Source organism: Trichocoleus sp. FACHB-591 (assembly GCF_014695845.1).
In the GTDB taxonomy this organism is placed as follows: domain Bacteria; phylum Cyanobacteriota; class Cyanobacteriia; order FACHB-46; family FACHB-46; genus Trichocoleus.
On record NZ_JACJPA010000099.1, the window covers coordinates 67,944 to 90,249 of the forward strand.

Below are 22,306 nucleotides of genomic sequence, written 5' to 3' on the forward strand. Positions count from 1 at the left end.
ATTCGATGCTCCTCATTCCACGCCTGGCTCGGTATAAGCTTGCAGATTCTCAGTGGGGAAGTTGCGGAGAGTGCGAGTGGCCCGGTTGAGTAAAGCGCTAGAGCCGCGCACAACTACTAAATACTTTCCAGCATCGAGGCGATCGCGGTAAGGCAAGGTATCGCCACCCCCGATCAGCAAACCTCCTCCGCCTCCGATCACCGCCCCGCCCATCGCCCCAGAAATAGCACCCAGGACGCCACCGATCAGATGGTTACCCAAGCTCCCAGCCCAACTAAATAATTCGATGCCTGTAATGAAGTTAAAGACATAACCTGCTGCAAACCCAAAGGGAGCCAACCACAGAATCATTAGCATGGCTTGCTTGCGAGCGTCTGCGTTGGGGTCTAACAAGCCGTACTCGTCGGCACTCTGATACCCTTTGCCCAAAATCGCCACTTGATTAGGCTTGAGTCCTTCTTTTTCTAAAGCTGAGTAAGCTGCTTCAGCTTGAATGCGATCGCTCAGTACAGCAACAAGGTAGTTCATAACTTGGTTGAGAATTTCATCACCGGATCTAGTAATAGCAGAACGCAGAGAAGTCAGGAGTCAGAAGTCGGAAGCCAGAAGAGTTCTATCACCCTAGTTCTGAGATATTTCTGAGAAAATTGGGCAAATCTCTCCCAGGAGTATTGATCAAGATCAAAAAACTTTTTGGGGATCAGCAGCGGTGAGACGCTTTAGTTCTACAATGGCCTATTGTGGCAAATCGTCTTTATAGTAAGCCGTTACAACGCTGCCGCTCAATTGCTGCTGACTTGTTCAGTGGGGCAAGTTCTCCCTTTCGCGTTAAATCTGCCTACCATGTCAAAGGTTCTCGTCTCCGATCCCATCGACCAAGTTGGAATTGATATTCTCTCCCAGGTAGCCCAAGTTGATGTCAAAACTGGCTTACCCCCCGAAGAACTGATCCGGATTATCCCGGAGTACGATGCCTTAATGATCCGCTCTGGTACGCGGGTCACGCAAGAAATTATTGAGGCTGGCACGCAACTCAAGATTATTGGTCGCGCTGGCGTTGGTGTAGACAACGTGGATGTGCCTGCTGCCACCCGTCGGGGGATTTTGGTAGTCAACTCGCCCGAAGGCAACACGATCGCAGCGGCAGAGCACACGCTAGCAATGATGCTGTCTCTGTCTCGCTACATTCCTGATGCTAATCAATCGATCAAAAGCGGTCAATGGGACCGTAAGACCTATGTAGGCGTAGAAGTCTACAAGAAAACCTTGGGGATTGTGGGCTTAGGCAAAATTGGGGCGCATGTTGCCACAGTTGCCAGAGCGATGGGCATGAAACTGCTCGCTTACGATCCTTTCGTTTCTACGGAACGGGCGGAACAGCTAGGTTGCCGCCTGGTAGAACTCGATTTGCTACTACGCGAGGCCGACTACATTACGCTGCATTTACCTAAAACCCCAGAAACGACTCACTTGATCAATGCAGAGTCGTTGGCAAAAATGAAGCCCACGGCGCGAATCGTCAACTGTGCCCGTGGCGGCATCATTGATGAAGACGCTTTAGTGGAGGCCGTTAAAACTGGCAAAATTGCGGGTGCAGCCATAGATGTATTTGAAGCTGAGCCTTTGGGAGAATCCTCTCTGCGATCGGCAGGTAAGGATCTGATCTTGACGCCTCACTTGGGTGCTTCGACTGAAGAAGCTCAAGTCAACGTGGCGATCGATGTAGCTGAGCAAATCCGCGATGTGCTTCTAGGTCTGCCCGCTCGGTCTGCAGTCAACATCCCCGGTTTGCGTCCCGAAGTTCTAGAGAAACTGCGTCCTTATTTGCAACTAGCTGAAACTCTAGGCAATTTGGTGGCTCAGTTGGCTGGCGGTCGGGTGGAAAGTCTGAATATTCGTTTGCAAGGCGAGGTTGCTAGCAGTGATACGCAACCCATTGTGATTGCGGCGCTGAAGGGCTTACTCTCCCATGCGTTGCAAGAGCGGGTCAACTATGTGAACGCCAGCATTGAGGCCAAGGAACGCGGTATTCGGGTGGTAGAAACTCGTGATGCGTCGGTGAAGGACTATACAGGCTCTTTGGTGGTCTCTGCTAAGGGATCGCTCGGTGAGCATTCGGTGACAGGTGCATTGTTAGGTGGTGATGAAATTCGGATTACGAATGTAGACGAGTTTCCAGTCAACGTGCCACCTAACCGTTACATGCTGTTTACGTTGCACCGCGATATGCCAGGGATTATTGGCAAGATTGGCTCTCTCTTGGGCAGCTTCAATGTCAACATCGCGAGTATGCAGGTAGGCCGCAAGATTGTGCGTGGTGATGCAGTGATGGTGTTGAGTATTGATGATCCGCTACCGGATGGGATTTTGGCTGAGATCCTGAAGGTGCCGGGGATTCGGGATGCTTACACGGTGACGTTGTAGGTTTCGCGCTGTAAGGCGATCGCTTAGACGCTTGGTGATTTAGATGGGGCAGTGGGGATCAATTTTGGTTCTCACTGCCTTCTTTATGTTTGAACCTGAGTAGAATCCGAGCCTTGAGGGCACCTGCCCTCAAACTCCCGCTGAGGGACGGCTGCGTCCCCCAGACTCCCTCCACACGAGTCTGGTGGTAGGTGTTTCGAGGTGGTGGAATTTGAAGTCGGTGATGTGGATGATATCAGTTATAGATCTGAAATATGGCTCTGAAAAATTTGTGGCTGTAGAGATTCTTTCTGCGTCAATCTCGATCTTTTGAGAAGATAGTTGACGGAGATTGTTACAGTTGCTTTGGCGCGTACAATACTTCCGAGTGGATGGGTTGGTTGAGCATAACTTTGATCTGGGGCGGCAATCTTGGCAAATAGCTGGTGGGAAATTCAGGTTCTTTGCGATCCGGCGCTGGACGATTTAGCTTTTTGGCGGCTAGAGGATTTTGGCTGTAAAGGTACGTCTAGTGAAATTAGGGGCCATGCTTGTTTGGTAAAGGCGTATTTGCCCCAGGAACAGGCGCATCTATTGGATTTGGCGGCGTTGGCTTTGTTGCTGCGTCAAGATGCGCTGGCTGTGGGGATGCCTGTTCCGGCGGTGCAATGGGAAATTATTGATGAGGAGGATTGGTCTAGTAGCTGGAAGCAGCATTGGCAACCACAGAAGATTGGCGATCGCTTCTTAATCTATCCAGCCTGGCTGCCACTACCGGATGAGGCAACTCTAGAGGATCGTTTGCTTCTCCGTTTAGATCCTGGAGTGGCGTTTGGAACAGGGGCGCACCCAACGACTCAGCTTTGCCTGGAAGCATTAGAGATGCGGATGGGGCCAGGGGCAACAGATGTGGTTGTGGCGGATATTGGTTGTGGCTCTGGCATTCTTTCGGTTGGGGCAGTGTTGTTGGGAGCGCGGAAAGCTTACGCGGTTGACATTGATCCGCTAGCGGTGCGCTCGGTTCACGAAAATGTGGAGCTAAATCAGGTTGATCCGGACCGACTGTTGGTTGAAACGGGCAGTCTCGATCGCTTGATTCAAATGACTCAGGGGCCTGTGGATGGCTTTACGTGTAATATTCTGGCTGAGGTCATCTTGGATATGATCCCTGATATGGCGGCTTTGGCTAAAGCGACTACTTGGGGGATTCTCAGCGGTATTTTGCTGGACCAGGTGAAGCCGATCGCCGATACGCTGGAGCAAAATGATTGGATTGTGGCGACGTTGTGGCGGCGGCAGGATTGGTGTTGTCTGAATATTCGTCGTTCTTAGACCTGTATCCTAGTTGACAGGGATTAGGTGAAGTCCTGATGCCAACACCTACTAAATAGGTGCGATCGCCTCTACTCGTGGCGGTCTAAACTTTGGAAAGGATGCTGCACTGGAGAAGGGGAAATTGTCATGGTAGAAGCACCCACAGCCGATCGGATGAAATGGGCAAATGCCTTGTCAACTCGTTCTTCTTTGGAGGCGGCGATTGAGGAAGTGGTGGAACGGGCGCAGGAGAGCTTAGGCGTTGCAGCGAATTTTGGCATTTTGTTCATCTCAGCCGCCTTTGCCAGCGAATATTCCCGCCTGATGCCTCTCCTAAAGGAACGTTTGTCGGTGCCTACCCTCATCGGTTGTAGTGGGGGTGGCATTATTGGAGTTGATTCCAGTGGGGAGGCTCAAGAAGTAGAGATGGAGCCTGCTCTGAGCTTGAGTTTGGCTTATCTGCCAGAGGTAAAAATCCAGGCTTTTCATGTGACGGCGGAGGAATTGCCGGATCTAGATAGTTCGCCGGATGCTTGGGTAAAAGTGATTGGGGTTTCGCCAGAGGATCAGCCTCATTTCATTCTGTTGGTTGACCCGATGTCTTCTAAGCTCAATGATTTGTTGCAGGGGCTAGATTTTGCTTACCCTGGCTCTATTAAGGTTGGCGGTCTTGCCAGTGCCAACGCGATGGGCGGTAACAATGGTCTGTTTTGCAATTACGAACTCCTACGAGAGGGCATTGTAGGAGTCGCTCTCAGCGGCAAAATTGTGGTGGAAACGATTGTAGCTCAAGGCTGTCGGCCCATCGGCCCTACCTACCGGGTGACGGAAGGGGAGCGCAATATCTTACTAGGGCTGGAAGCTCAAACCGAGGAAGACTTAGGGGCAAGCAATGGTCAAGGCCGTACTCCACTAACGGTGCTGCAAGAGCTGATCCAAGAGATGAGCGAAGAGGATCGATCGCTGGCGCAGCATTCGTTGTTTGTGGGGGTGGCTCGCAATGCCTTTAAGCAAACGCTGGAGCAGGGGGATTTTTTGATCCGGCAGGTGCTGGGGGTTGATCCAAGAGTGGGAGCGATCGCGATCGGCGATCGGGTACGGCCTGGTCAACGGATTCGGTTTCATTTACGCGATGCTGAGGCTTCGGCGGACGATCTCCGCAATTTGCTGGAGCGTTATTGCCAACAAAATTCCGACAGCCCAACTTCTGAGGCGGCTTTAATGTTTTCTTGTTTGGGTCGAGGTGAGGGGCTTTATGGGGAAGCCAATTTCGACTCGCATTTATTCAGCCGCTATTTTGGCAATATACCTTTGAGTGGTTTCTTTTGTAATGGAGAAATTGGCCCGATTGGTGGCAGCACGTTTCTACACGGTTATACGTCTGTGTTTGGGATTTTGCGACAAGGTTAGGGCGGGTTTGTAGTTGGAAGATTTGGGTTATATATTGGTTTGACTAAATCCGAGCCTTGGGGGCACTCGCCCCCAAACCCCCGCTGAGGGACGGTTGCGTCCCCCAGACCCCCTCCAAACGAGTTTTGTTGTCAGTGTTTCGAGAGCTTAGACACGTCTATAGCCTACGTTCTCTTTTATTCTCTGGCTTCTACTTCCTCATTCCTGCTCCTTCATCCTTCCTCTCTCCTCCTTTCTCTAATCTCTTCCCTGTTACTCAGATAAGCTATCCCGTTGGTTGGAGGCGATCGCGCTGCTATTTTTTTAATCTACGGATAGGCATTTAATTGCAGTTTTGAAATTTTGGAATTTTTAATATGAATAAAGATTCTGCATCTTATCCCGATCCTTCAGGTATCAATCAACCGATGACTCCTGAGGAAGTCGATCCGCAGCAAAAGCGAGAGCAGAAAGAGGAAATGGATCGCGTAGGTAAGGGTAATCTAACGGCTAACCCTGGCGATCGCATTGATGATTCTAAGAGTCTGCAAGAAAAAGCACAGCAAGTTGCAGTAGATGCGCCAGACATCACTGGGGATCACATTGTCGTTCCTACCTACTTTGTGGTGGATGAACCTGATGGGACGCAAAAGCCCCTGCATCATGTGAAGGATGCTGAAGAAATTTCTGATGTGATTCGCCAAGCGCGGGTAGACGAAAACGGCGAACGGATTTGGCGGTAGTATTCCTTTCGTAGGGACATGAGGCGCTCACTTTAATCTACTTTGTGAAATGTAGGAGGGATTTTATGCCCTACACCGAAGTGAAGGAGTTACCCGATGCAGTTAAGCATCACCTGCCTCACCATGCCCAGGAAATCTTTCTAGCAGCGTTTAACCACGCTTTTGACGAATACGAAGGCGAGGAAGAGCGGGCTTTCCAGGTGGCTTGGGCAGCTGTGAAGCGAGACTACGAGAAAGGCGATGACGGCAATTGGCATCGCAAGCCTGACTAAGCATCAGATAACTTTCCCAAGGGCGCAACGTTGCGCCCTTGCCTTATTTAATTGCTTACCAATAACTATTATTAACTGCGATCGCAGTTAAATATTTAGAAATCTAAGAAATCTAAGTAGACACCAAAGCGAATAAATTTTAGGAGTTACATCGATGAACCTCAAGGCAGGTTGGGCGCTGCTAAAAGATACGGTAACTGAATGGCAAGCAGATAAAGTGCCCTTGTTGGCGGCAGCGTTGGCCTATTACACAGTGTTTTCGCTTGCGCCCTTGCTCGTCATTGTGATTGCGATCGCGGGCTTCGTTTTCGGTCCTGAGGCTGCTCGTAACCAATTAGACGAACAAATCCAGGGCTTGGTTGGTGCCCAAGGCGCTGATGCCATTCAAACGATGATCCAGAGTGCCTCCCACCCTTCCTCTGGCATTGTCGCCACGGTAATCAGTGTAGTGACACTGCTTTTGGGGGCTTCCGGCGTTTTTGCCCAGCTACAAGATGCGCTGAATACAATTTGGGAAATTCCACCTTCTAAGGAAGGTGTTAAAGGTATGGTGAAAGCCCGTGCCACTTCTTTCGCTATGGTGCTGGTAATTGGCTTTTTACTACTAGTTTCTTTGGTGGCGAGTGCGGCGCTGGCGGGAATTGGCAACTTCTTCGGCCATTTAATCCCTGGCCTCGCCATCCTCTGGCAGCTCGTCAACTTTGTGATTTCCTTCGGGGTTATCACTCTCCTCTTTGGCTTGATTTACCGAGTGCTACCAGATGTCAGAGTACCTTGGGGTGATGTGTGGCATGGTGCCATTGTCACTTCTTTATTGTTTACTGTAGGTAAGTGGCTGCTCGGCCTTTATCTAGGCAATAGTGGTGTTGCCTCTCCCTACGGGGCAGCAGGTTCTTTCGTAGTGGTTTTAGTTTGGGTTTATTACTCAGCCCAAATTCTGTTGTTTGGGGCGGAGTTTACCCAGGTTTATTCCAAGCACTATGGTTCCAAGTGGCGGCTTGCGCGCAGCAATACTCCTCTAGATGCTCAGAATGAAGCTCCCAAGCTCGGCCAAGAGCGGTAACGCAACCCATCTCTCATAAACAAGCTAACCCCGCATAGACGGCTACCAAAAATAAATATGGTTCCTGAGCCGTTTGTGTGGGAGTGCCGTTGACTGTAAAGTTGGCAAGCGCGATCGCACTTGCGGTAATCCCTTCGTCGCAAGCTGTGATCGTGAAATCACCAACAATGACTGGCTCAGCGCTTTCAGTAGTAGGGGCGAACTGCGGATGGTTCTCAGGAGCGGCAACGACAAACCGAATTCTGTACTGTCCAGCCTGATCTAAAACCAAGCAAGGCGTTAGGCTATCTGTATCCGACAAGCTGGTATGGCTATCGGTTGGCCACGCTGTTAGCTGCCAGTCAAAGGCGGGATGGTAAGTTAGAGAGCTAGTTGTCTTTACTCGTAAGTTCTGTTCAGCCGCCAGACGCATCCCTAACTCTTGCTGATTAGGAAAGGTCCCACTGACGCAGCGCGGTTGCCAGACGTTATATTTCTGGACTAACAACCATTGTTTCTCAAGTTCATAGCAAGTAGGCTGTGCCGTTTTCTGCGATCGCACAAGTAGCGCTGAACCTGTAGAACTGCTAGCAGCTAGATTTGCTGGCGAGCGAGGGTTGGAGCTAGACTCTGGGCAATCAACTAAGTTCCAGCCTGGACCTGATTTGATTGATGCTACTGTTGCGCTTAAAACTGTCAAAACCTTAGTTTTCACGGCGACCTACTTAAATCAAGTTATTGAAAACCTGAAAGTTAACTCATGCCTCTGGTTAAACCCCACACTGCTCTGTCAGAGTAAAATTTCTAGCTAAGTTCCAATCCTTAATCTCAATTTATTGGGTTTGTTCACAGTAAAAAGTATCCTGTCAACCTGAATTGAGGGTTGATCTGTGGTTTTTAAGCACTGCTCGCCAATAGCAGTTGAATCGAGGTCAACGTCAGTTTGTGATTCCTCCCATCTTTCCCTAGTGAGCGGTTGCGTCTCAGTATATTTTCTGTGTCCACACAAAAATAACGTGACTGTATTTTAGCTGACTACCTTTCTTCTGCGTAATATCATGCAGATCGAGACTAATATTTTTAACTAAATTTAATTTTGAGTGGCTACTCCTACGGCGAACTGATTTAACCTGCTCCAACACTCAGTAGCTCAAATTGGATCGAGACTGATAATCTCTACTAGGGGTGTGAATTACTTCAACTCTCTGAAACTATCTCGCTACGACGTGTGCCATGTCTGCAACTCTTGATCGGATTACTCAGATTTACCAACAGCCGTTACCAGATCTCCTCTTTGAGGCCCAACGGGTTCACCGAGAGCATCACGATCCGCATGCAGTTCAGCTATGCACGCTCAGCAATATCAAAACTGGTTTGTGCCCAGAAGATTGTGCTTACTGCTCCCAGAGCGTCCACAACCAAACTGATCTCAAACCTCAAGCCCTGCTGAATGTTGAGGAAGTATTAGCCGAAGCTCGCGTAGCTAAGGCAAATGGTGCTACTCGATTTTGCATGGGGGCTGCTTGGCGAGAAGTGAAAGATGGCCCCTTGTTCGATCGCGTGTTAGAGATGGTGCAGCAAGTTGCTGACTTGGATATGGAAGTTTGTTGCACCTTAGGCATGCTGAAGCCACACCAAGCGCAACAACTTAAAGCAGCAGGCTTGACTGCGTACAATCACAATTTGGATACTTCCCCTTCCTATTATTCGCAAGTAATTACTACTCGTACTTATCAGGACCGATTAGAGACGATTCGGGCGGTAAGTGAAGCGGGGATTTCTGTGTGCTGCGGTGGCATCTTGGGTATGGGCGAATCTGTAAGCGATCGCCTGGAATTGTTAGAGGCGCTTTGTGGCTTAGAACCTACTCCAGAATCTATCCCGATTAACTGTTTAGTTCCGGTGTCTGGGACTCCGCTTGAAGACACCACACCTGTAGATTCAATCGAGTTAGTTAGAACGATCGCCACGACTCGGATTCTGTTTCCTCAAGCAATGGTACGTCTGTCTGCGGGTCGCTTACAGATGAGCGATGAGTTGCAAGCACTTTGCTTCTTTGCAGGTGCCAACTCCATCTTTACAGGACCAGTTTTGCTGACAACTCCCAACCCAGACCATAACCATGATGAGCAGATGTTGCAGCGTCTAGGCATGACACCCAAGCCTCTTGCTGTTTCTAGTTCAGTCACATCTCCAAGCCTATAATTTCTTCTGCATCATCACGAGCTGGTAGGGGCAATCCCTTATGGTTGCCTTTAGATACGGCATGGTTAGGCTAGGTTGATATACAAAAATACAAAAGAGGGGCGATCGCTCTAGAGGAGTTGTCGAGCGATGGCTACCGCAATGTCCAACCTATCAAAGTAAACCCCGCTTCTTAAGCTTCATCAAGGCATCATCGGCAGCTTGCTTTTCTGCATTTTTTTTACTACGACCTTTTCCCTCACCATAAAGTTTATCAACTACATAAACCTTGGAAACAAATTCGGGAGCATGATCCATACCACCAATCTTTTCTGTGACATATCTTGGAGGAGTGGTCGCAACATTTGTCTGTACCCATTCCTGAAATCTATTTTTAGAGTCTACAGTTGAGCGAGACACGACAACTCCTTGGGGCACAGAGTCAAACAGTTGTTCTACTAAAACACGCAGTATTTCGATATTGCGTTTATTGTCTAGATAGTAAGCCCCAATAACTGCTTCAAAAGTGCTGCTAAGGAGATTAGGATTTTGGTAGCCACCATCGCGAATGGCACCTTGTCCCAATCGCATTCTGAAGTCTAATCCCACCTCAGTTGCGAATTTAGCAAGCTGTTTTTCATCCACAAGTGCTGCTCGTCTCCGTGTCATCTCATCCTCTCCCATTTCAGGATGATGCTGGTAAAGATATTCACCACTTATGAAAGTAAGCAGAGCATCGCCAAGAAATTCTAGACGTTCATTGTCTCCCATCATTTCTCCAGGATTCTCATGCACATAGGATCGGTGAGTTAACGCACGACGAAGGAGCTTTTCATCGTTAAACATCAAAAGTTTGTGCATTTTCTTACTGTATTGAAAGCTGAAAGACTTCTGAAATAGCTGTAATTCTGCCTTTAATCTAAAGTCAAAAGATTTTCAGTGATAGTTTTAAGGAATTCTTGTTAAAGGAAGCCTAGTTCACCTAAACAAACTTCCTTTAACAAGATTGGAACTCAAGGACAGCCTTTTCTCCAACGAGGTGGATACAGGCTATTGCCACGAGAGTTGTTGCATTGAAAACAAGCAAGGCGTAGATTTTCTAATGAGTTGGAACCACCTCGGCTCCTAGGAATTAAGTGCTCACGAGTCAATTTTTTTGGAGGTAAGCAACAACCGCACCACCAACAACAAGACTCATACAAAGCAATTAGCTGGTCTTTCTTGCTCAGCTGTTTTTTAGAACTCATATTTTCTCGCCATTCATTGCGTATAGTAGTGGCGGAATATCAAACATGGAAAGCTACCTCGCCAAAAAAGCGATCACATAACTTTGCCGATTCATGGTACACGTCTCAAGCGTACTACCTCCAAGCCTCAGACCAGCGCATATCTAGTACGCTGAATTAGTGCTTACTTGAAAGCCAATCTCTAACGCTCAGATAAACACTAAGCCAGCCTACTGGATATACGTTGATCTGAGAATTGGAGGTAGTACCCATGAGACGAACACCCAAATATGATATTCGTCACCTGACTCAATCCAAGCACAATAATACGTGTGTGTCAAACCAAATGCTTAGACGAATTTCGACAGCTTTTTGATCCTAGCAATCCCACCATTCTTTAAAATGCATCTATTTAAGGGCAGAGAAAATGTAGATGCTTCGCTGAGAAGTAGTAGGGAGACTTTGGAGTTCATTTGATGAAGAGACGGGCGAATTACTAGTATCAGTATTTCTATCACTGCTTGGGGATAATCGAGATACCACCGCTGCGTTCTAAAACGGCATATTTAATTTGATCCATGCGCTCTAATCCATGCAATTCTCGCGCGGCTGCTAGGATGTCATCAGCATCTACTCGTGCCTGCTTCATCCGGTCCTGTAATAGCTTTCCTTCCGCAACGATGATGACAGGAACCCCATCAATCCATTTCTCAACTTGAGGCGATCGCTGCTTCCAGAAAGACATAACGGTATCCAGACCAACCAAAGTCAAGATTACTAAGAAGGCGTTGGTGAGAGAGAAATCTTCGCCCAATAGTGCTTGCTGCGTGGCCTCTCCTACAATTAATACCAGCACAAAATCAAAAGTTGTAATCTGGGCCAGAGAACGCTTCCCACTGAGGCGAAAGAGCAGCATCAAAATAACGTAGAGCACAACAGCCCGTAGCACCGAGTTCATTATTTAGGGATATATTAATTGATTAAATCTAAGGGTTGGTCCTGTAACGACTCCAACCTGACCAGTTTGCAGACCTACTTGATCTGGCTGTAAGTAAAATGTCACGGCTGTAGGGCGATCGAGAGCAGTCGTGCGAAAAACATAAGTCAGGCGATCGGGGCTTGCTTCCACCCACTCTGGCTGCGGAGTCACCTGTTGCACTTCGGTTGACTCCAAGTAAGAGCGGCTCAACCAGACCTTCACCTTACCGTTCTGCTCACTGCCTGCTCCCAAGATGATTTTCAGCTTGGCTGGGGCGTGGAAGCGTCCGAAACGGTCGTACTCCAACTGTAGCGAATCGTTTGGACTGCTAACATTACCTCGACTAAGGGGACCTGAGCCGAATAAGCCTGCTAGTGCTCCTAGCGCAATTAGCCCCCACCCAATCCAGCTAAGACGTTGTATCGCCCAAGCGCGGCGCTGAAACTCCAAGTCTTGGACAATCTCCAAGTCACCAACTCGCTGAATATCGTTCATGCGAGGTTGCCTACTCAAGATCGCCTACTAGGTCTTCCTTAGTAACAGAATAGTCAACTCCTTTCAGATGCTTTTGTAGTTGAATGGGATTTACCGTAAACATAACTGTCCTTGGTCATTCAAAAAAGAGATCTTGTCAAGCCATGCTCAGAAGGATAGCTGTCTCTGATTTAGGTGAACGTCCACCTTAAGAGCTACTAAGAATAAGGGAGCCAAAAATTGCTTAGCAGCGATCGCTACTAATAGAAGTTTTATCTATCGCCTACCCATAGGTAGATATACAAATAGAGACTTGATTCGTTACATTCTCTACAGACTAGTGACGCTAAAATTCATTAAAAATCTATAAAAGTATAAAAAATCTTATGGTCACAACGCCTCCCTCTCAACTCTCTACCGAACAGTATGAGGTTACAGATGCTCAGGAGAAAGTTGAATCGCTGGTAGTAGCGGCTCCTAAACCCGAGAGTGAAATTGATTTAGAGTTTCTCTACACCAGGGATATTGAGTTCCGCCAAGAAACGATTTACTTCATCGTGGTCGATCGCTTTCATGATGGCGATCCTGACAACAGCGAGGGTCCCAATGCCGAACTATACGATCCAGAACGGCAAGATTGGGGCAAGTACTGGGGCGGAGATCTTCAGGGTGTAATTGATAAACTCGATTATCTGAAAAATCTAGGTGTGACGGCAATTTGGCTCACACCGTTATTTGAGCAGGTAGAAGAACTGTTTGTAGCCCAAGCAGCAATCCACGGTTACTGGACTAAAGACTTTAAGCGCATCAACCCTCGTTTTATTGCGGAGGGCGAAGACCCTTCCCTAAACAACACGCAGGAGACGAGAAATACTACCTTCGATCGCCTGATTGAGGAGATGCACAAGCGGCGAATGAAGTTGGTACTAGATATTGTCTGTAACCACAGCAATCCTGACTTCAGCGGCAAAAAAGGAGAGCTGTATGACGACGGAGTCAAGATTGCCGATTTCAACGATGACAAAGATAATTGGTATCACCACTATGGCGAAGTGACCAATTGGGAAGATGAATGGCAGGTGCAAAACTGTGAGTTATCTGGTTTGGCTACCTTTAATGAAAACAATATCCAATACCGTAACTACATCAAATCAGCGATTAAGCAGTGGCTCGATCGAGGTGTGGATGCTTTACGGGTAGACACAGTTAAGCACATGCCGATTTGGTTTTGGCAGGAGTTCAACGCCGATATTCTGAGCCACAAACCGGATGTGTTCATTTTTGGTGAGTGGATCTTTAGCAGTCCATTCAGCGATCGCTCGGTTGAGTTTGCCAACGAATCTGGCATGACCATGCTGGACTTTGGCCTCTGTCTAGCCATTCGCTCCACCTTGGCACAGGGATCAGATCTAGGGTTTCAAGAGATTCAAACTATTTTTGACCTTGATCATCGCTATAAAGGTGCAAATGAACTGATTACCTTTATTGATAATCACGACATGCCACGCTTTCAAAGCCTTAATTCAGATCCAGATCTGGTGAGGGTGGCGATCGCTCTAATCATGACTTGTCGGGGAATTCCTTGCATCTACTACGGCACTGAGCAGTATCTACATGATGATACCAATGGTGGCGATGATCCTTACAACCGTCCCATGATGAGCCAGTGGGATACCGATACACCGCTATATCGGGATATCCGTTTGTTGTCTGGCTTGCGTCGCCTCAACCCTGCGGTGTCAATGGGGGGGCAGTGGCAAAGATATCTCACACCCAATGTTTATTGTTATATCCGACGTTACCGTGATTCTGTTTGTTTCGTAGCGATGAATCGGGGTGAAGCCAGCCAAGTGCCAGAGGTCATCACCGATTTACCCGATGGTGAACATACCTGCATTCTGACTCGACGCAAGTTTGAAGTGGTAGATGGCAAACTGGTCAACTTAGAACTAGAACCTCGTGATGTGATTGTGCTAAGCCATGTAGGCGAGCGAGTGAAGGGACAAACCATTGTGCGGGCGCAACTCAACGGTGTACAAACCAAGTTGGGTGAGCGAATTGCCGTAATTGGTGACTGCCCAGAACTGGGTAACTGGGATATTGCGAAAGCTTATCCCTTGGAGTACATCAACACCAACACTTGGTTTGGCGAAATTCCATTTGATGAAAGTGCTGGCAAGCTGATTAATTACAAATATGTTTTGCTGCGCGAAGGCCAGTCACCCATCCGGGAAAACATCGTCTCCCGCCGTTGGGTCATTGCCAGCGAAGGCACCGTAAAGTGGCGCGATACTTGGTCTTCTGGACGCGAATCCTAAGCAGAAACATCAATACAGGAAATCCCTCATTGTGAAAGTAGGCGCTCATTACCTAAGTGACGCTCGGTGTCAGTTTACCGTTTGGGCACCGTTGCGCGAAAAAGTTGCTGTGAAAATTTTGGCTCCCCACGAGCAAGTGCTACCCATGCAGCCGCTGGAATACGGTTACTGGCAGGTAGTAGCTGAAGGAATCACACCAGGAACACGCTATATCTATCAGTTAGATGGAGATTTGGATCGCCCTGATCCAGCTTCTCATTTCCAACCCGAAGGAGTGCATGGTCCTTCAGCAGTAGTTGATCAGTCTGGCTTTGATTGGACGGATGGAGCTTGGACAGGTATCGCTCAGGAAGACTTGATCATCTATGAGCTACATATAGGCACCTTCACGCCTGAAGGTACCTTTGAAGCCGCGATCGCGGCTCTCCCTCGGTTAAAGGAACTAGGAATTACCGCAATCGAGATCATGCCTGTGGCGCAATTTCCCGGTGAGCGGAATTGGGGCTATGACGGCGTATATCCCTATGCGGTACAAAATTCCTACGGTGGGCCAGAGGGTTTTAAGCGCTTAGTCGATGCCTGCCATCAAGCAGGATTAACCGTGATATTGGATGTAGTTTATAACCATGTGGGGCCAGAAGGAAACTACTTGGGTGACTTCGGCCCTTACTTCACGAAAAAATATGGCGGAGATTGGGGAGAAGCCCTCAACTTTGATGGCGCTTACAGTGATGGAGTTACCGATTACTTCCTGGACAATGCTCTGTATTGGTTAGAGACTTTTCACATTGATGGCTTACGCTTAGATGCAGTCCAGGGCATTTTTGATCTCGGTGCTAGACATTTCTTGGATGAATTGAGCGATCGCGTGGAAGTTCTCTCTCAACAGCAGGGAAGAAACCTCTTTTTAATTGCCGAGAGTGATCTGAATGATGTACGGACTATTCGTCCTAAATCACAAGGCGGTTACGCGATCGATGCTCAGTGGTGTGATGACTTTCATCATTCCCTGCATACGCTTCTGACGGGGGAGCAGCAGCACTATTACCAGGATTTTGGTCAATGCCAGGATTTAGAGAAATCTTTGCGAGAAGGCTTTGTCTATTCCGGGCAGTATGCTCCCCACCGCAAGCGTCGTCACGGCAATTCATCGGCGGCTGAACTTGCTGAGAAGTTTATTGTCTATATCCAAAGTCATGATCAAGTAGGCAATCGAATATTGGCTGAAAGATTGCCAAAACTCACTTCTTTTGAGGGGCTAAAGTTAGCGGCAGGGACAATTCTGCTCTCTCCTTATCTCCCGATGTTGTTTATGGGCGAAGAATATGGAGAGGAAGCACCGTTCTTCTACTTCATCAGTCACTCTGACCCAGAACTGATTCAGATGGTGCAGCGATCGAAGGAGGAAGAGTTTGAAAAAGTAGGCATGGCTGGAGATCCTTACGATCCGCAGGCTCCAGAACCATTTCAAAAAAGTAAGCTGAATTGGGAACAGCAATATACAGGAAAACATCAGGTGCTGTGGGAGTTCCATCAGCATTTAATCACCCTACGCCGTACTCATCCTGCGCTGAAGCAGCTAGACAAACATTGTTTAGAAGTTTCTAGTCGCGAGACCGATAAGTTGATCTTGATGCGTCGATATGCGGAAGAGAGCCAAGTTTTTTATGTGATCAACTTTGGCGATCGCGCCACTACCTTTGAGGCAGATCCACATAGCCAAAACTGGCAAAAAATTCTCGATAGCTCTGAACCCAAATGGTTAGGATCTGGTTCAACTCTGCCAGACAAGCTAGGAATTAATGAGTTAGCCGAGATTCCAGCCAAGACTTTTGCCTTGTACGAAGCCTCTGTCTAGAACATGGCTAGCCCCAAGCATTAGGATACATTTCCTAGCACTTGGGGCTAGCTTGGAGATTAAAGTTCTGCTGAACTATCCGTAGCAGGGATATGTTGCATGGGATATCTCTGGCGCGGCAGGGGAGCCGAGATCAGGAGAATCCTCTCTAATAACCCAGGCGCAATCCGATGGCACCAGGCGACTAAATGACCTTGCCATCCGACTAAAATCTCAGCAGATTCCTTGCGCAGCCCAGTCACTAATGACTGCGCTACTTGCTGGGGAGTCATGGGAATGGCCCAGCGGAACCAGTGGAGGTCTCGGACCATGTCTGTTTCCGTCAGAGAGGGTAACAAGGCTGCTACCTGAACGTTGTAAGCCATTAACTCACCCCTTAAGGCTTGAGTGAATCCTAAAATTGCAAACTTGGTGGCGGAATAGGTGGCCATCGTGGGGGCTGCGACCTTACCCATCAAGCTAGAAACATTTACAATTTGTCCTTGTCGCTGGGCTGCCATGCGTCGGGCAATGAGACGGGTGATGGTATACATCCCCACTAGATTGACCGCAATCTCGTCTTGGACGTTTGACAGCTTCGACTGCAAAAAAGGCACCTGATGGGCAATGCCAGCACAGTTGACCAACAGATGAATTGGGCCATAATCTCGCCAAGCTTGAGCGATCGCAATGCTGACTGCCACAGGTTGAGATAGATCTAGAGCCAAAGTTACAACTTCTACATCCAGCGCTTCAATCTCTGTGGCGATCGCGGTTAACCGTTGTTGGTCGCGGGCCACTAGGAGCAAGCGTTTGATCCCTTGCTGAGCGAGTTCTAAGGCGATCGCACGACCAATCCCGCGAGAAGCCCCAGTCACAAGGGCTGTTTTTCCTTGAATATCCATAACCAAAGCCTCCAAAATTGAGGTCTTGTTGTGAGCTGATACCGAACCAAATAACTCCCTAAAGTTATCTTCTCGGCAAGTCTTGAAATACGAGAGGAACCTCGGTGAGAAACAGAACTTTCACAAGCTAGCAATGGGATCAAAGAGCTGCAACATTTATTAATGAAGGATCTAAGTTGTTACACAACAAAATGAGGCTCTCAGAAATTTAACGAGAGCCTCAAGACCACCTAAGACTGCCCAAGCAAGATAGCAGAAGGCTTTACGAGATTTATAGAGTTTGATTCAACTAGAAATTTGCTGAGAGATCGCGGTGGCTATACCGACGCAACTTATCCTAACGAGTCGCTTCTAAGGCTTGGTTCGCCACTTCAGCGGCTTGCTTAGCAGCCTTTTCCTTACGCTCACTGTAGCGATCGGTGAGGTAGTCTACCTGATGTCGTAGTAGTAGAGTGAACTTATAAAGTTCTTCCATCACATCCACCACGCGATCGCGGTAGGGCGAATCTTTCATCGTGCCATCTTCGTTGAACTCTTGGTAAGCTTTGGCAACCGAAGACTGATTGGGAATGGTAAACATTCGCATCCAGCGACCGAGCAGCCGCATGGTATTAACAGCGTTGAAGGACTGAGAACCCCCACTCACTTGCATTAGCGCCAAAGTTCTCCCTTGAGTGGGACGAACCGCTCCAATGCTGAGGGGAATCCAGTCAATTTGGTTTTTCAGAATGCCCGTAATCTGACCATGCATCTCTGGGCTAGACCAGACTTGGCCTTCTGACCACTGGCTCAACTCTCGTAATTCCTGCACTTTGGGGTGAGTATCCGGGACACTGCCGTAAATCGGGAGTTCTCGCGGATCGAAAAACTTTACCTCAGCTCCAAATTCTTGAATAATCCGAGCCGCCTCTTCTGCTAACAAGCGGCTATAGGAGCGCTCTCTTAAGGAACCATACAAGAACAAGATTCTAGGGGGATGATCGAAGGATGTCATAGAGATGTGGCTGTTCTAAATAAAGACGAAATAGTTAGGTAAATCACTATCCAAGAGGTGCAGTTGCTTCCTTCAGGGATGCGACTAGCTGAGTCACCCGTACTTTAATTTCATCTCGGACTCTTGGGAAAATCTCAGGCTGCTCGGCTGGGTCATCTAGCTGCCAGTCTTCGAAGACTTCCCTTGTTACCCATTCAGGTGGCAAGTTCACACCACAACCACAGAGGGAGATCACCACATCAAAATTATTTGGATTGAAATCACTCAGAGCATCAGAAGTTTGATTGCTAATATCAATCCCAATCTCTTTCATGGTCGCAATCGCCTCTGGGCGAACCTGACTGGCCTCTAACCCGGAACTGGTGACTTGTAAAACTCCCTGACCTAAGTTTTTGGCAAAGCCTTCAGCCATTTGAGAGCGGGCAGAGTTCTTTTTGCACACAAACATCACACGTTTCATCGCAAGTTGCTCCAATTCAATAGTGTTTTTAGGAAGTCACCACATTAATTTTGCTGGTTGGTGTTGGGCGGGCGAAGCCCGCCCAACACCACAAATCTAATGGAGTGAAGCACTAGGTAATATCTCGAATGATGTCTTGAAAGTTATTAGATAGCTGGCGGTAAATCAAGACAGCTAATTGTGCGCCTAAGATGGGAGCCACCCAATACAACCAATGATGCTGCCATAGACCCGAAACCAAAGCGGGGCCAAGCGATCGCACTGGGTTCATGCTGGCTCCTGTAATCGGTCCCATAAAGGCGGCTTCTAGTCCCACCGTTAGTCCAATAGCTACTCCCGCAAAACCAATGGGAGCCCGGCGATCGAGACCAGACCCCAGAATCACGAACATGAGAATAAAGGTCAAAATCGTTTCCAGCACCAACGATTGCAGCCAATTGTCGTTTAAGGGAAGTGTTGCCCCTAAGTTAGCGACGGGCCCTAGGGAGGCTAGCAGTGCGACTGAGGCAACCACGGCACCGAAAGACTGAGCCAAGATATAAGCTATGACATGCTTGCGGGGGAAGAAGCCACTGGCCCAGAAGGCTAGCGTGACGGCGGGGTTAAAGTGCGCTCCACTAATGTGTCCCAGCGTATAGATTAAGGCAGCAACAATGGCACCAAAGACAAAGCTAATACCCAGGTGAGTCACAGCACCATCACTGATTTGGTTCACCATGACAGCTCCGGTGCCCGCAAACACCAGGATAAATGTCCCCACCGCTTCCGCGATCGCTTCCCGCCGACAGGCAGGAAACGTCAGGTGATTGGTTCTCCATTGCCTTGGTTTTACCAAAGTCTTTGCTGCCCGCATGTGCAACTTAATACCGAAACTACATCCATTATTTCAATAAAAATTGATATGTCAAGCAGGTTTTGTTACTGATAGACTTGCAACGATATGGCTCAAAGTAAGTTCGATAGGGGTTAAGCGTTATCTCGACAACTGCGAGCAGGTAAGATCGGGCTGAAACGACGAAACTCGGATAGATATTGTTCTAAAACTACGAACTGAGGCAAGTTGAGACTGTAATAAATCCAGCGTCCCTCCTGCCTGGCTTGGACAAGTTGCGCCTCCTTCAACGCCTTTAGATGAAAAGACAGCTTGGATTGGCTGACTGCTAAAGCCTCACAGAGATCGCAAACGCAAAGCTCTTGACTTCTGAGCAAATCCAAAACCTGGAGACGCAGTGGATCGGAAAGAGCATGAAAACCAGCAGCGATTAAAGTGGAGGGCGGAGATGATACTTTTTGCATTAAATCCTGTTAAATCAACTTTGATTGAAGTGATGCTTCATTTTAGGTTTAACTTCCAGTCAATGTCATCCTCAGGGCGATCGCAGCCTGAATAAAGCCAGAGCTAACGAGTTTATGGAACCCAAATGCCATGAAACCCGTAGGGGACTCGCTGCGGTAGAGGGATACGGGCAACAGGTTCTCCAGCGAAATCCTGAGCGTTAATCATCACTAATTCGGAGGTGTCTGTGGTCTGGTCATGCACATAGGTCATCAGCCAGCCATCATCCTCAGCCGTAGCGTCAGGTCGGGGTACAAAGACACCTTCTCCGCCATAACGTCCTCTGCCAAATTCATGAACTTGGGTCGCTCCAGTCGTGAAGTCATATTTAATGAAACCATCGAACCGGGGCATAGAACCCTGAGCGCTTTTCGCTAAATAACCATAGCGGTTTGGGCGGCCTGTATAGTGCTCGTTAATCCGAGGAAATTCGCCAGGGAGCTCGCTCACTTTCTCCTCATGAACCTCACCTGTTTTGGGGTTGAAGCGCCAACAATACAGACAAGGAGCAGCAGAATCATCCTGAGAGAGGTCACTCTCGTCATGCATAGGTGAATCGGCAGCACCGAGGACATCTACCTCGCTCATCCGACAGGCCAGTAAAATCACTTCATCGCCGGATTCATAAGCATTGAGCGTGTGGAAGATATAGCAGCTGGGAGCTTCAAACCAACGAATAGAACTGTTGTCTCCATGACGGGGCAGGATGCCAAAGCGACTAGGGCGATCGCGTCGAAATACCAAGGGAGGTTGTCCCTGTTGCATCCGTTCTAAACGAAACTCCATTGGTAGATCAAGAAAAATCGTGTAGTGCTCAGTGATGGCAAAGTCATGCATCATCACACCCACAGGCAAGTCAATCGGAACGGTCCGAACCAGTTCCCCTTCAGGAGAAACAACACTGTATCTCAAATAGGGCGGCTGGAAGAGAGAGTAGCCAAAGAACAGCATTTCGCCTGTTACGGGGTCTACTTTGGGATGAGCGGTGACGGCAGAGGTGAGTTTGCCCTGGTAGGTATGGGGGCCAATGGTGTCTAGCTCAGGTACCGTAACGGCGTGGGGTGCACCACCTTCCCAAGTGGCGAGTAGGCGATCGCGATGCCAGACTAGGGCAGTATTAGCAGCGTTCTTGACAGGGCCATAGGGATTATCGAGAGGTGTGGGTTCCAACATGCCACCCCACAAGGCTTTGCCTGCTGCTCGCTCGGCTTCATATCCCATCGTGCGGACGTAGCGGTTGCGGTAGCTGGCTTTACCATTTTGAATCTGTACCCCGTGCAACATGCCGTCTCCATCGAACCAATGGTAGCGACCAAGGGGCGGAAATTGTGGGTTGGGGCCATTGCGGACAAACATGCCGCTGAGATCAGCCGGAAGTTCTCCCAGCACTGGGAGGTCTTCGACAGTAATTTCGCTACGGATCGGGGCAAAGTTGCCAGCTAGATAAGGGTTGATGCCTGTGGCAGTCATGGAACCTAAAAATGAGCCTGCTACTCTGTTCTAACAAAAACTTGCCATAGTCTGCGATCGCCCTTGTGATTGCAATAGTGTGATCCTCGTAGATAGATGCTCATTTCTCTAATCATCCAGTGTAGTAATAACTGGGCGTGACGCGGATAAATCTATCTTCTGATCAATCTCCTTTTTTACCTCCCATGTTACGGTCAATCTGGAGGAGAGTATGATGGCTCCATTTCGCTCGACGCGACGACAGTTTATCCAGGCGATCGCTGGAGAGGCAGGAGTTCTGGCTCTTCTTGGTTGTGTTAGGCGTGAGCAAGCAATGGTAACTCTCTACACCTTTGGCGATTCGATTTTAGATTGTGGGCGGTACAACGAGTACGGAGTGCATCCGGGGCAACTGCTAGTGCGTAATGACGATCGCCTGTTTCCCGAATTCCAAGGTCAGGATTTGCAGTCGCAAGGAACGGCTCGCCTGGAGCATCGAGCTGAGGATGGGGCAACCGTCAGATGGCTACCATCTCAGGTGCAGGGATTACAGGCTGAAGGTGAAGCGATCGCGTTGATTACCATTGGTGGCAATGATTTGTTAGGAGGACTAATTCGCGATTCAGGTCCAGGGATCACCACATTTGCTAATGACCTTGACACCTTTGTGCAACAGTTGCCGATTCGTCCGATTTTGTTAGGTAATGTGTACGACCCCACTCTAGGAGATGATCAGCGCAACTTTTCAGGAGTTGATCCGGCGATCGCCCGCACTAATCTTCGACGCATCAACACAGCTATCCAAGAAATTGCGACGCGCTATGGGCAGTTAGTAGACATCCATGCTCACTTTTTGACGGGTGACCCCTCATGGTTCACCGCCACCATCGAGCCAAGTTTACGGGGAGCTTCGGAAGTTCGGCGGGCTTTTCTGCCCTATGTTTTGGGTAAATCTTGAGTTGAGCCTTACTGTTTCTAGCC

Annotated in this window: 22 protein-coding genes; 10 read left to right on the forward strand and 12 right to left on the reverse strand. The window is 48.5% G+C overall.

Annotation, left to right across the window (positions count from 1 at the left end; all coding sequences use genetic code 11):
- Positions 1–12: 12 nt before the first annotated feature.
- On the reverse strand, positions 13–528 hold the full coding sequence (locus H6F90_RS19630) for a hypothetical protein (protein ID WP_190441798.1): 516 nt from the start codon (positions 526–528) through the stop codon (positions 13–15).
- A gap of 315 nt (positions 529–843) precedes the next feature.
- On the opposite strand from H6F90_RS19630, the gene serA reads away from it, so the two are divergent.
- The 6 genes from serA to H6F90_RS19660 all read left to right on the forward strand — a co-directional run bounded on the left by serA (position 844) and on the right by H6F90_RS19660 (position 7,184).
- On the forward strand, positions 844–2,424 hold the full coding sequence (serA, locus tag H6F90_RS19635; RefSeq protein WP_190553957.1) for a phosphoglycerate dehydrogenase: 1,581 nt from the start codon (positions 844–846) through the stop codon (positions 2,422–2,424).
- 411 nt (positions 2,425–2,835) lie between these two features.
- A complete protein-coding gene (gene prmA, locus H6F90_RS19640) occupies positions 2,836–3,735 on the forward strand; it encodes a 50S ribosomal protein L11 methyltransferase (RefSeq protein WP_190441794.1) in 900 nt (299 codons plus the stop codon).
- Between the two features lie 129 nt (positions 3,736–3,864).
- Entirely contained in the window at positions 3,865–5,127 is a 1,263-nt protein-coding gene (locus H6F90_RS19645) for an FIST N-terminal domain-containing protein (protein WP_348229157.1), read from the forward strand.
- 356 nt (positions 5,128–5,483) lie between these two features.
- A complete protein-coding gene (locus tag H6F90_RS19650; RefSeq protein WP_190441792.1) occupies positions 5,484–5,849 on the forward strand; it encodes a hypothetical protein in 366 nt (121 codons plus the stop codon).
- A 65-nt stretch (positions 5,850–5,914) separates the two neighbouring features.
- On the forward strand, positions 5,915–6,121 hold the full coding sequence (locus tag H6F90_RS19655; protein WP_190553958.1) for a ChaB family protein: 207 nt from the start codon (positions 5,915–5,917) through the stop codon (positions 6,119–6,121).
- Positions 6,122–6,275: 154 nt separating this feature from the next.
- Complete coding sequence (locus tag H6F90_RS19660; protein ID WP_190553959.1) at positions 6,276–7,184, forward strand: YihY/virulence factor BrkB family protein; 909 nt, start codon at positions 6,276–6,278, stop codon at positions 7,182–7,184.
- A gap of 13 nt (positions 7,185–7,197) precedes the next feature.
- On the opposite strand, the gene H6F90_RS19665 is transcribed toward H6F90_RS19660, so the two are convergent.
- Complete coding sequence (locus H6F90_RS19665; RefSeq protein ID WP_190553960.1) at positions 7,198–7,878, reverse strand: hypothetical protein; 681 nt, start codon at positions 7,876–7,878, stop codon at positions 7,198–7,200.
- Between the two features lie 518 nt (positions 7,879–8,396).
- Here H6F90_RS19665 and bioB point away from each other — a divergent pair.
- The gene (gene bioB / locus H6F90_RS19670; protein ID WP_190553961.1) at positions 8,397–9,368 is read left to right on the forward strand and encodes a biotin synthase BioB; all 972 of its coding nucleotides are present in this window, start codon (positions 8,397–8,399) and stop codon (positions 9,366–9,368) included.
- A 153-nt stretch (positions 9,369–9,521) separates the two neighbouring features.
- Here the strand turns inward: bioB and rnc are convergent, their stop codons facing one another.
- From rnc to H6F90_RS19690, 4 genes are all read right to left on the reverse strand, one after another.
- Positions 9,522–10,193 carry a ribonuclease III gene (gene rnc / locus H6F90_RS19675; protein ID WP_242024548.1) on the reverse strand — a complete coding sequence of 224 codons (672 nt, stop codon included), beginning with the start codon at positions 10,191–10,193 and terminating at the stop codon, positions 9,522–9,524.
- A 167-nt stretch (positions 10,194–10,360) separates the two neighbouring features.
- Positions 10,361–10,594 (reverse strand): HNH endonuclease signature motif containing protein, encoded by a 234-nt coding sequence (locus tag H6F90_RS31600; protein ID WP_190553963.1) that lies wholly within the window; start codon positions 10,592–10,594, stop codon positions 10,361–10,363.
- 493 nt (positions 10,595–11,087) lie between these two features.
- A complete protein-coding gene (locus H6F90_RS19685; protein WP_190553964.1) occupies positions 11,088–11,531 on the reverse strand; it encodes a DUF421 domain-containing protein in 444 nt (147 codons plus the stop codon).
- 3 nt (positions 11,532–11,534) lie between these two features.
- A complete protein-coding gene (locus H6F90_RS19690) occupies positions 11,535–12,065 on the reverse strand; it encodes a hypothetical protein (protein ID WP_190553965.1) in 531 nt (176 codons plus the stop codon).
- A 347-nt stretch (positions 12,066–12,412) separates the two neighbouring features.
- Here H6F90_RS19690 and H6F90_RS19695 point away from each other — a divergent pair, with 347 nt between their 5' ends.
- Together H6F90_RS19695 and treZ are read left to right on the forward strand one after the other, a co-directional pair.
- Positions 12,413–14,344 carry an alpha-amylase family glycosyl hydrolase gene (locus H6F90_RS19695; RefSeq protein ID WP_190553966.1) on the forward strand — a complete coding sequence of 644 codons (1,932 nt, stop codon included), beginning with the start codon at positions 12,413–12,415 and terminating at the stop codon, positions 14,342–14,344.
- A gap of 31 nt (positions 14,345–14,375) precedes the next feature.
- Positions 14,376–16,202 carry a malto-oligosyltrehalose trehalohydrolase gene (gene treZ / locus H6F90_RS19700; protein WP_190553967.1) on the forward strand — a complete coding sequence of 609 codons (1,827 nt, stop codon included), beginning with the start codon at positions 14,376–14,378 and terminating at the stop codon, positions 16,200–16,202.
- Between the two features lie 59 nt (positions 16,203–16,261).
- Here the strand turns inward: treZ and H6F90_RS19705 are convergent, their stop codons facing one another.
- The 6 genes from H6F90_RS19705 to H6F90_RS19730 all read right to left on the reverse strand — a co-directional run bounded on the left by H6F90_RS19705 (position 16,262) and on the right by H6F90_RS19730 (position 21,346).
- Positions 16,262–17,086 carry an SDR family oxidoreductase gene (locus tag H6F90_RS19705; RefSeq protein WP_190553968.1) on the reverse strand — a complete coding sequence of 275 codons (825 nt, stop codon included), beginning with the start codon at positions 17,084–17,086 and terminating at the stop codon, positions 16,262–16,264.
- A 337-nt stretch (positions 17,087–17,423) separates the two neighbouring features.
- A complete protein-coding gene (gene arsH, locus H6F90_RS19710) occupies positions 17,424–18,080 on the reverse strand; it encodes an arsenical resistance protein ArsH (protein ID WP_190553969.1) in 657 nt (218 codons plus the stop codon).
- 46 nt (positions 18,081–18,126) lie between these two features.
- Positions 18,127–18,540, reverse strand: coding sequence for an arsenate reductase, glutathione/glutaredoxin type (gene arsC, locus H6F90_RS19715; protein WP_190553970.1), 414 nt, complete (start codon positions 18,538–18,540; stop codon positions 18,127–18,129).
- Between the two features lie 112 nt (positions 18,541–18,652).
- Positions 18,653–19,393, reverse strand: a complete 741-nt coding sequence (locus H6F90_RS19720) for an MIP/aquaporin family protein (RefSeq protein WP_190553971.1) — start codon at positions 19,391–19,393, stop codon at positions 18,653–18,655.
- A gap of 113 nt (positions 19,394–19,506) precedes the next feature.
- A complete protein-coding gene (locus H6F90_RS19725; protein ID WP_190441771.1) occupies positions 19,507–19,836 on the reverse strand; it encodes a helix-turn-helix transcriptional regulator in 330 nt (109 codons plus the stop codon).
- 112 nt (positions 19,837–19,948) lie between these two features.
- Positions 19,949–21,346 (reverse strand): carotenoid oxygenase family protein, encoded by a 1,398-nt coding sequence (locus tag H6F90_RS19730; protein WP_190553972.1) that lies wholly within the window; start codon positions 21,344–21,346, stop codon positions 19,949–19,951.
- Positions 21,347–21,557: 211 nt separating this feature from the next.
- Between H6F90_RS19730 and H6F90_RS19735 the strand changes: the two genes are divergently transcribed.
- Positions 21,558–22,283: an SGNH/GDSL hydrolase family protein gene (locus H6F90_RS19735; protein WP_199296047.1), complete on the forward strand. Its 726-nt coding sequence runs from the start codon at positions 21,558–21,560 to the stop codon at positions 22,281–22,283.
- Positions 22,284–22,306: the final 23 nt, after the last annotated feature.

Excerpts from the sequence above, each read along its gene's own strand:
- H6F90_RS19630 (WP_190441798.1), bottom strand. The coding sequence starts at position 528 with ATGAACTACCTTGTTGCTGTACTGAGCGATCGCATTCAAGCTGAAGCA.
- serA (WP_190553957.1), top strand. The coding sequence starts at position 844 with ATGTCAAAGGTTCTCGTCTCCGATCCCATCGACCAAGTTGGAATTGAT.
- H6F90_RS19645 (WP_348229157.1), top strand. The coding sequence starts at position 3,865 with ATGGTAGAAGCACCCACAGCCGATCGGATGAAATGGGCAAATGCCTTG.
- H6F90_RS19650 (WP_190441792.1), top strand. The coding sequence starts at position 5,484 with ATGAATAAAGATTCTGCATCTTATCCCGATCCTTCAGGTATCAATCAA.
- H6F90_RS19655 (WP_190553958.1), top strand. The coding sequence starts at position 5,915 with ATGCCCTACACCGAAGTGAAGGAGTTACCCGATGCAGTTAAGCATCAC.
- H6F90_RS19660 (WP_190553959.1), top strand. The coding sequence starts at position 6,276 with ATGAACCTCAAGGCAGGTTGGGCGCTGCTAAAAGATACGGTAACTGAA.
- bioB (WP_190553961.1), top strand. The coding sequence starts at position 8,397 with ATGTCTGCAACTCTTGATCGGATTACTCAGATTTACCAACAGCCGTTA.
- rnc (WP_242024548.1), bottom strand. The coding sequence starts at position 10,193 with ATGTTTAACGATGAAAAGCTCCTTCGTCGTGCGTTAACTCACCGATCC.
- H6F90_RS31600 (WP_190553963.1), bottom strand. The coding sequence starts at position 10,594 with ATGAGTTCTAAAAAACAGCTGAGCAAGAAAGACCAGCTAATTGCTTTG.
- H6F90_RS19685 (WP_190553964.1), bottom strand. The coding sequence starts at position 11,531 with ATGAACTCGGTGCTACGGGCTGTTGTGCTCTACGTTATTTTGATGCTG.
- H6F90_RS19695 (WP_190553966.1), top strand. The coding sequence starts at position 12,413 with ATGGTCACAACGCCTCCCTCTCAACTCTCTACCGAACAGTATGAGGTT.
- H6F90_RS19705 (WP_190553968.1), bottom strand. The coding sequence starts at position 17,086 with ATGGATATTCAAGGAAAAACAGCCCTTGTGACTGGGGCTTCTCGCGGG.
- arsH (WP_190553969.1), bottom strand. The coding sequence starts at position 18,080 with ATGACATCCTTCGATCATCCCCCTAGAATCTTGTTCTTGTATGGTTCC.
- arsC (WP_190553970.1), bottom strand. The coding sequence starts at position 18,540 with ATGAAACGTGTGATGTTTGTGTGCAAAAAGAACTCTGCCCGCTCTCAA.
- H6F90_RS19720 (WP_190553971.1), bottom strand. The coding sequence starts at position 19,393 with ATGCGGGCAGCAAAGACTTTGGTAAAACCAAGGCAATGGAGAACCAAT.
- H6F90_RS19725 (WP_190441771.1), bottom strand. The coding sequence starts at position 19,836 with ATGCAAAAAGTATCATCTCCGCCCTCCACTTTAATCGCTGCTGGTTTT.
- H6F90_RS19730 (WP_190553972.1), bottom strand. The coding sequence starts at position 21,346 with ATGACTGCCACAGGCATCAACCCTTATCTAGCTGGCAACTTTGCCCCG.
- H6F90_RS19735 (WP_199296047.1), top strand. The coding sequence starts at position 21,558 with ATGATGGCTCCATTTCGCTCGACGCGACGACAGTTTATCCAGGCGATC.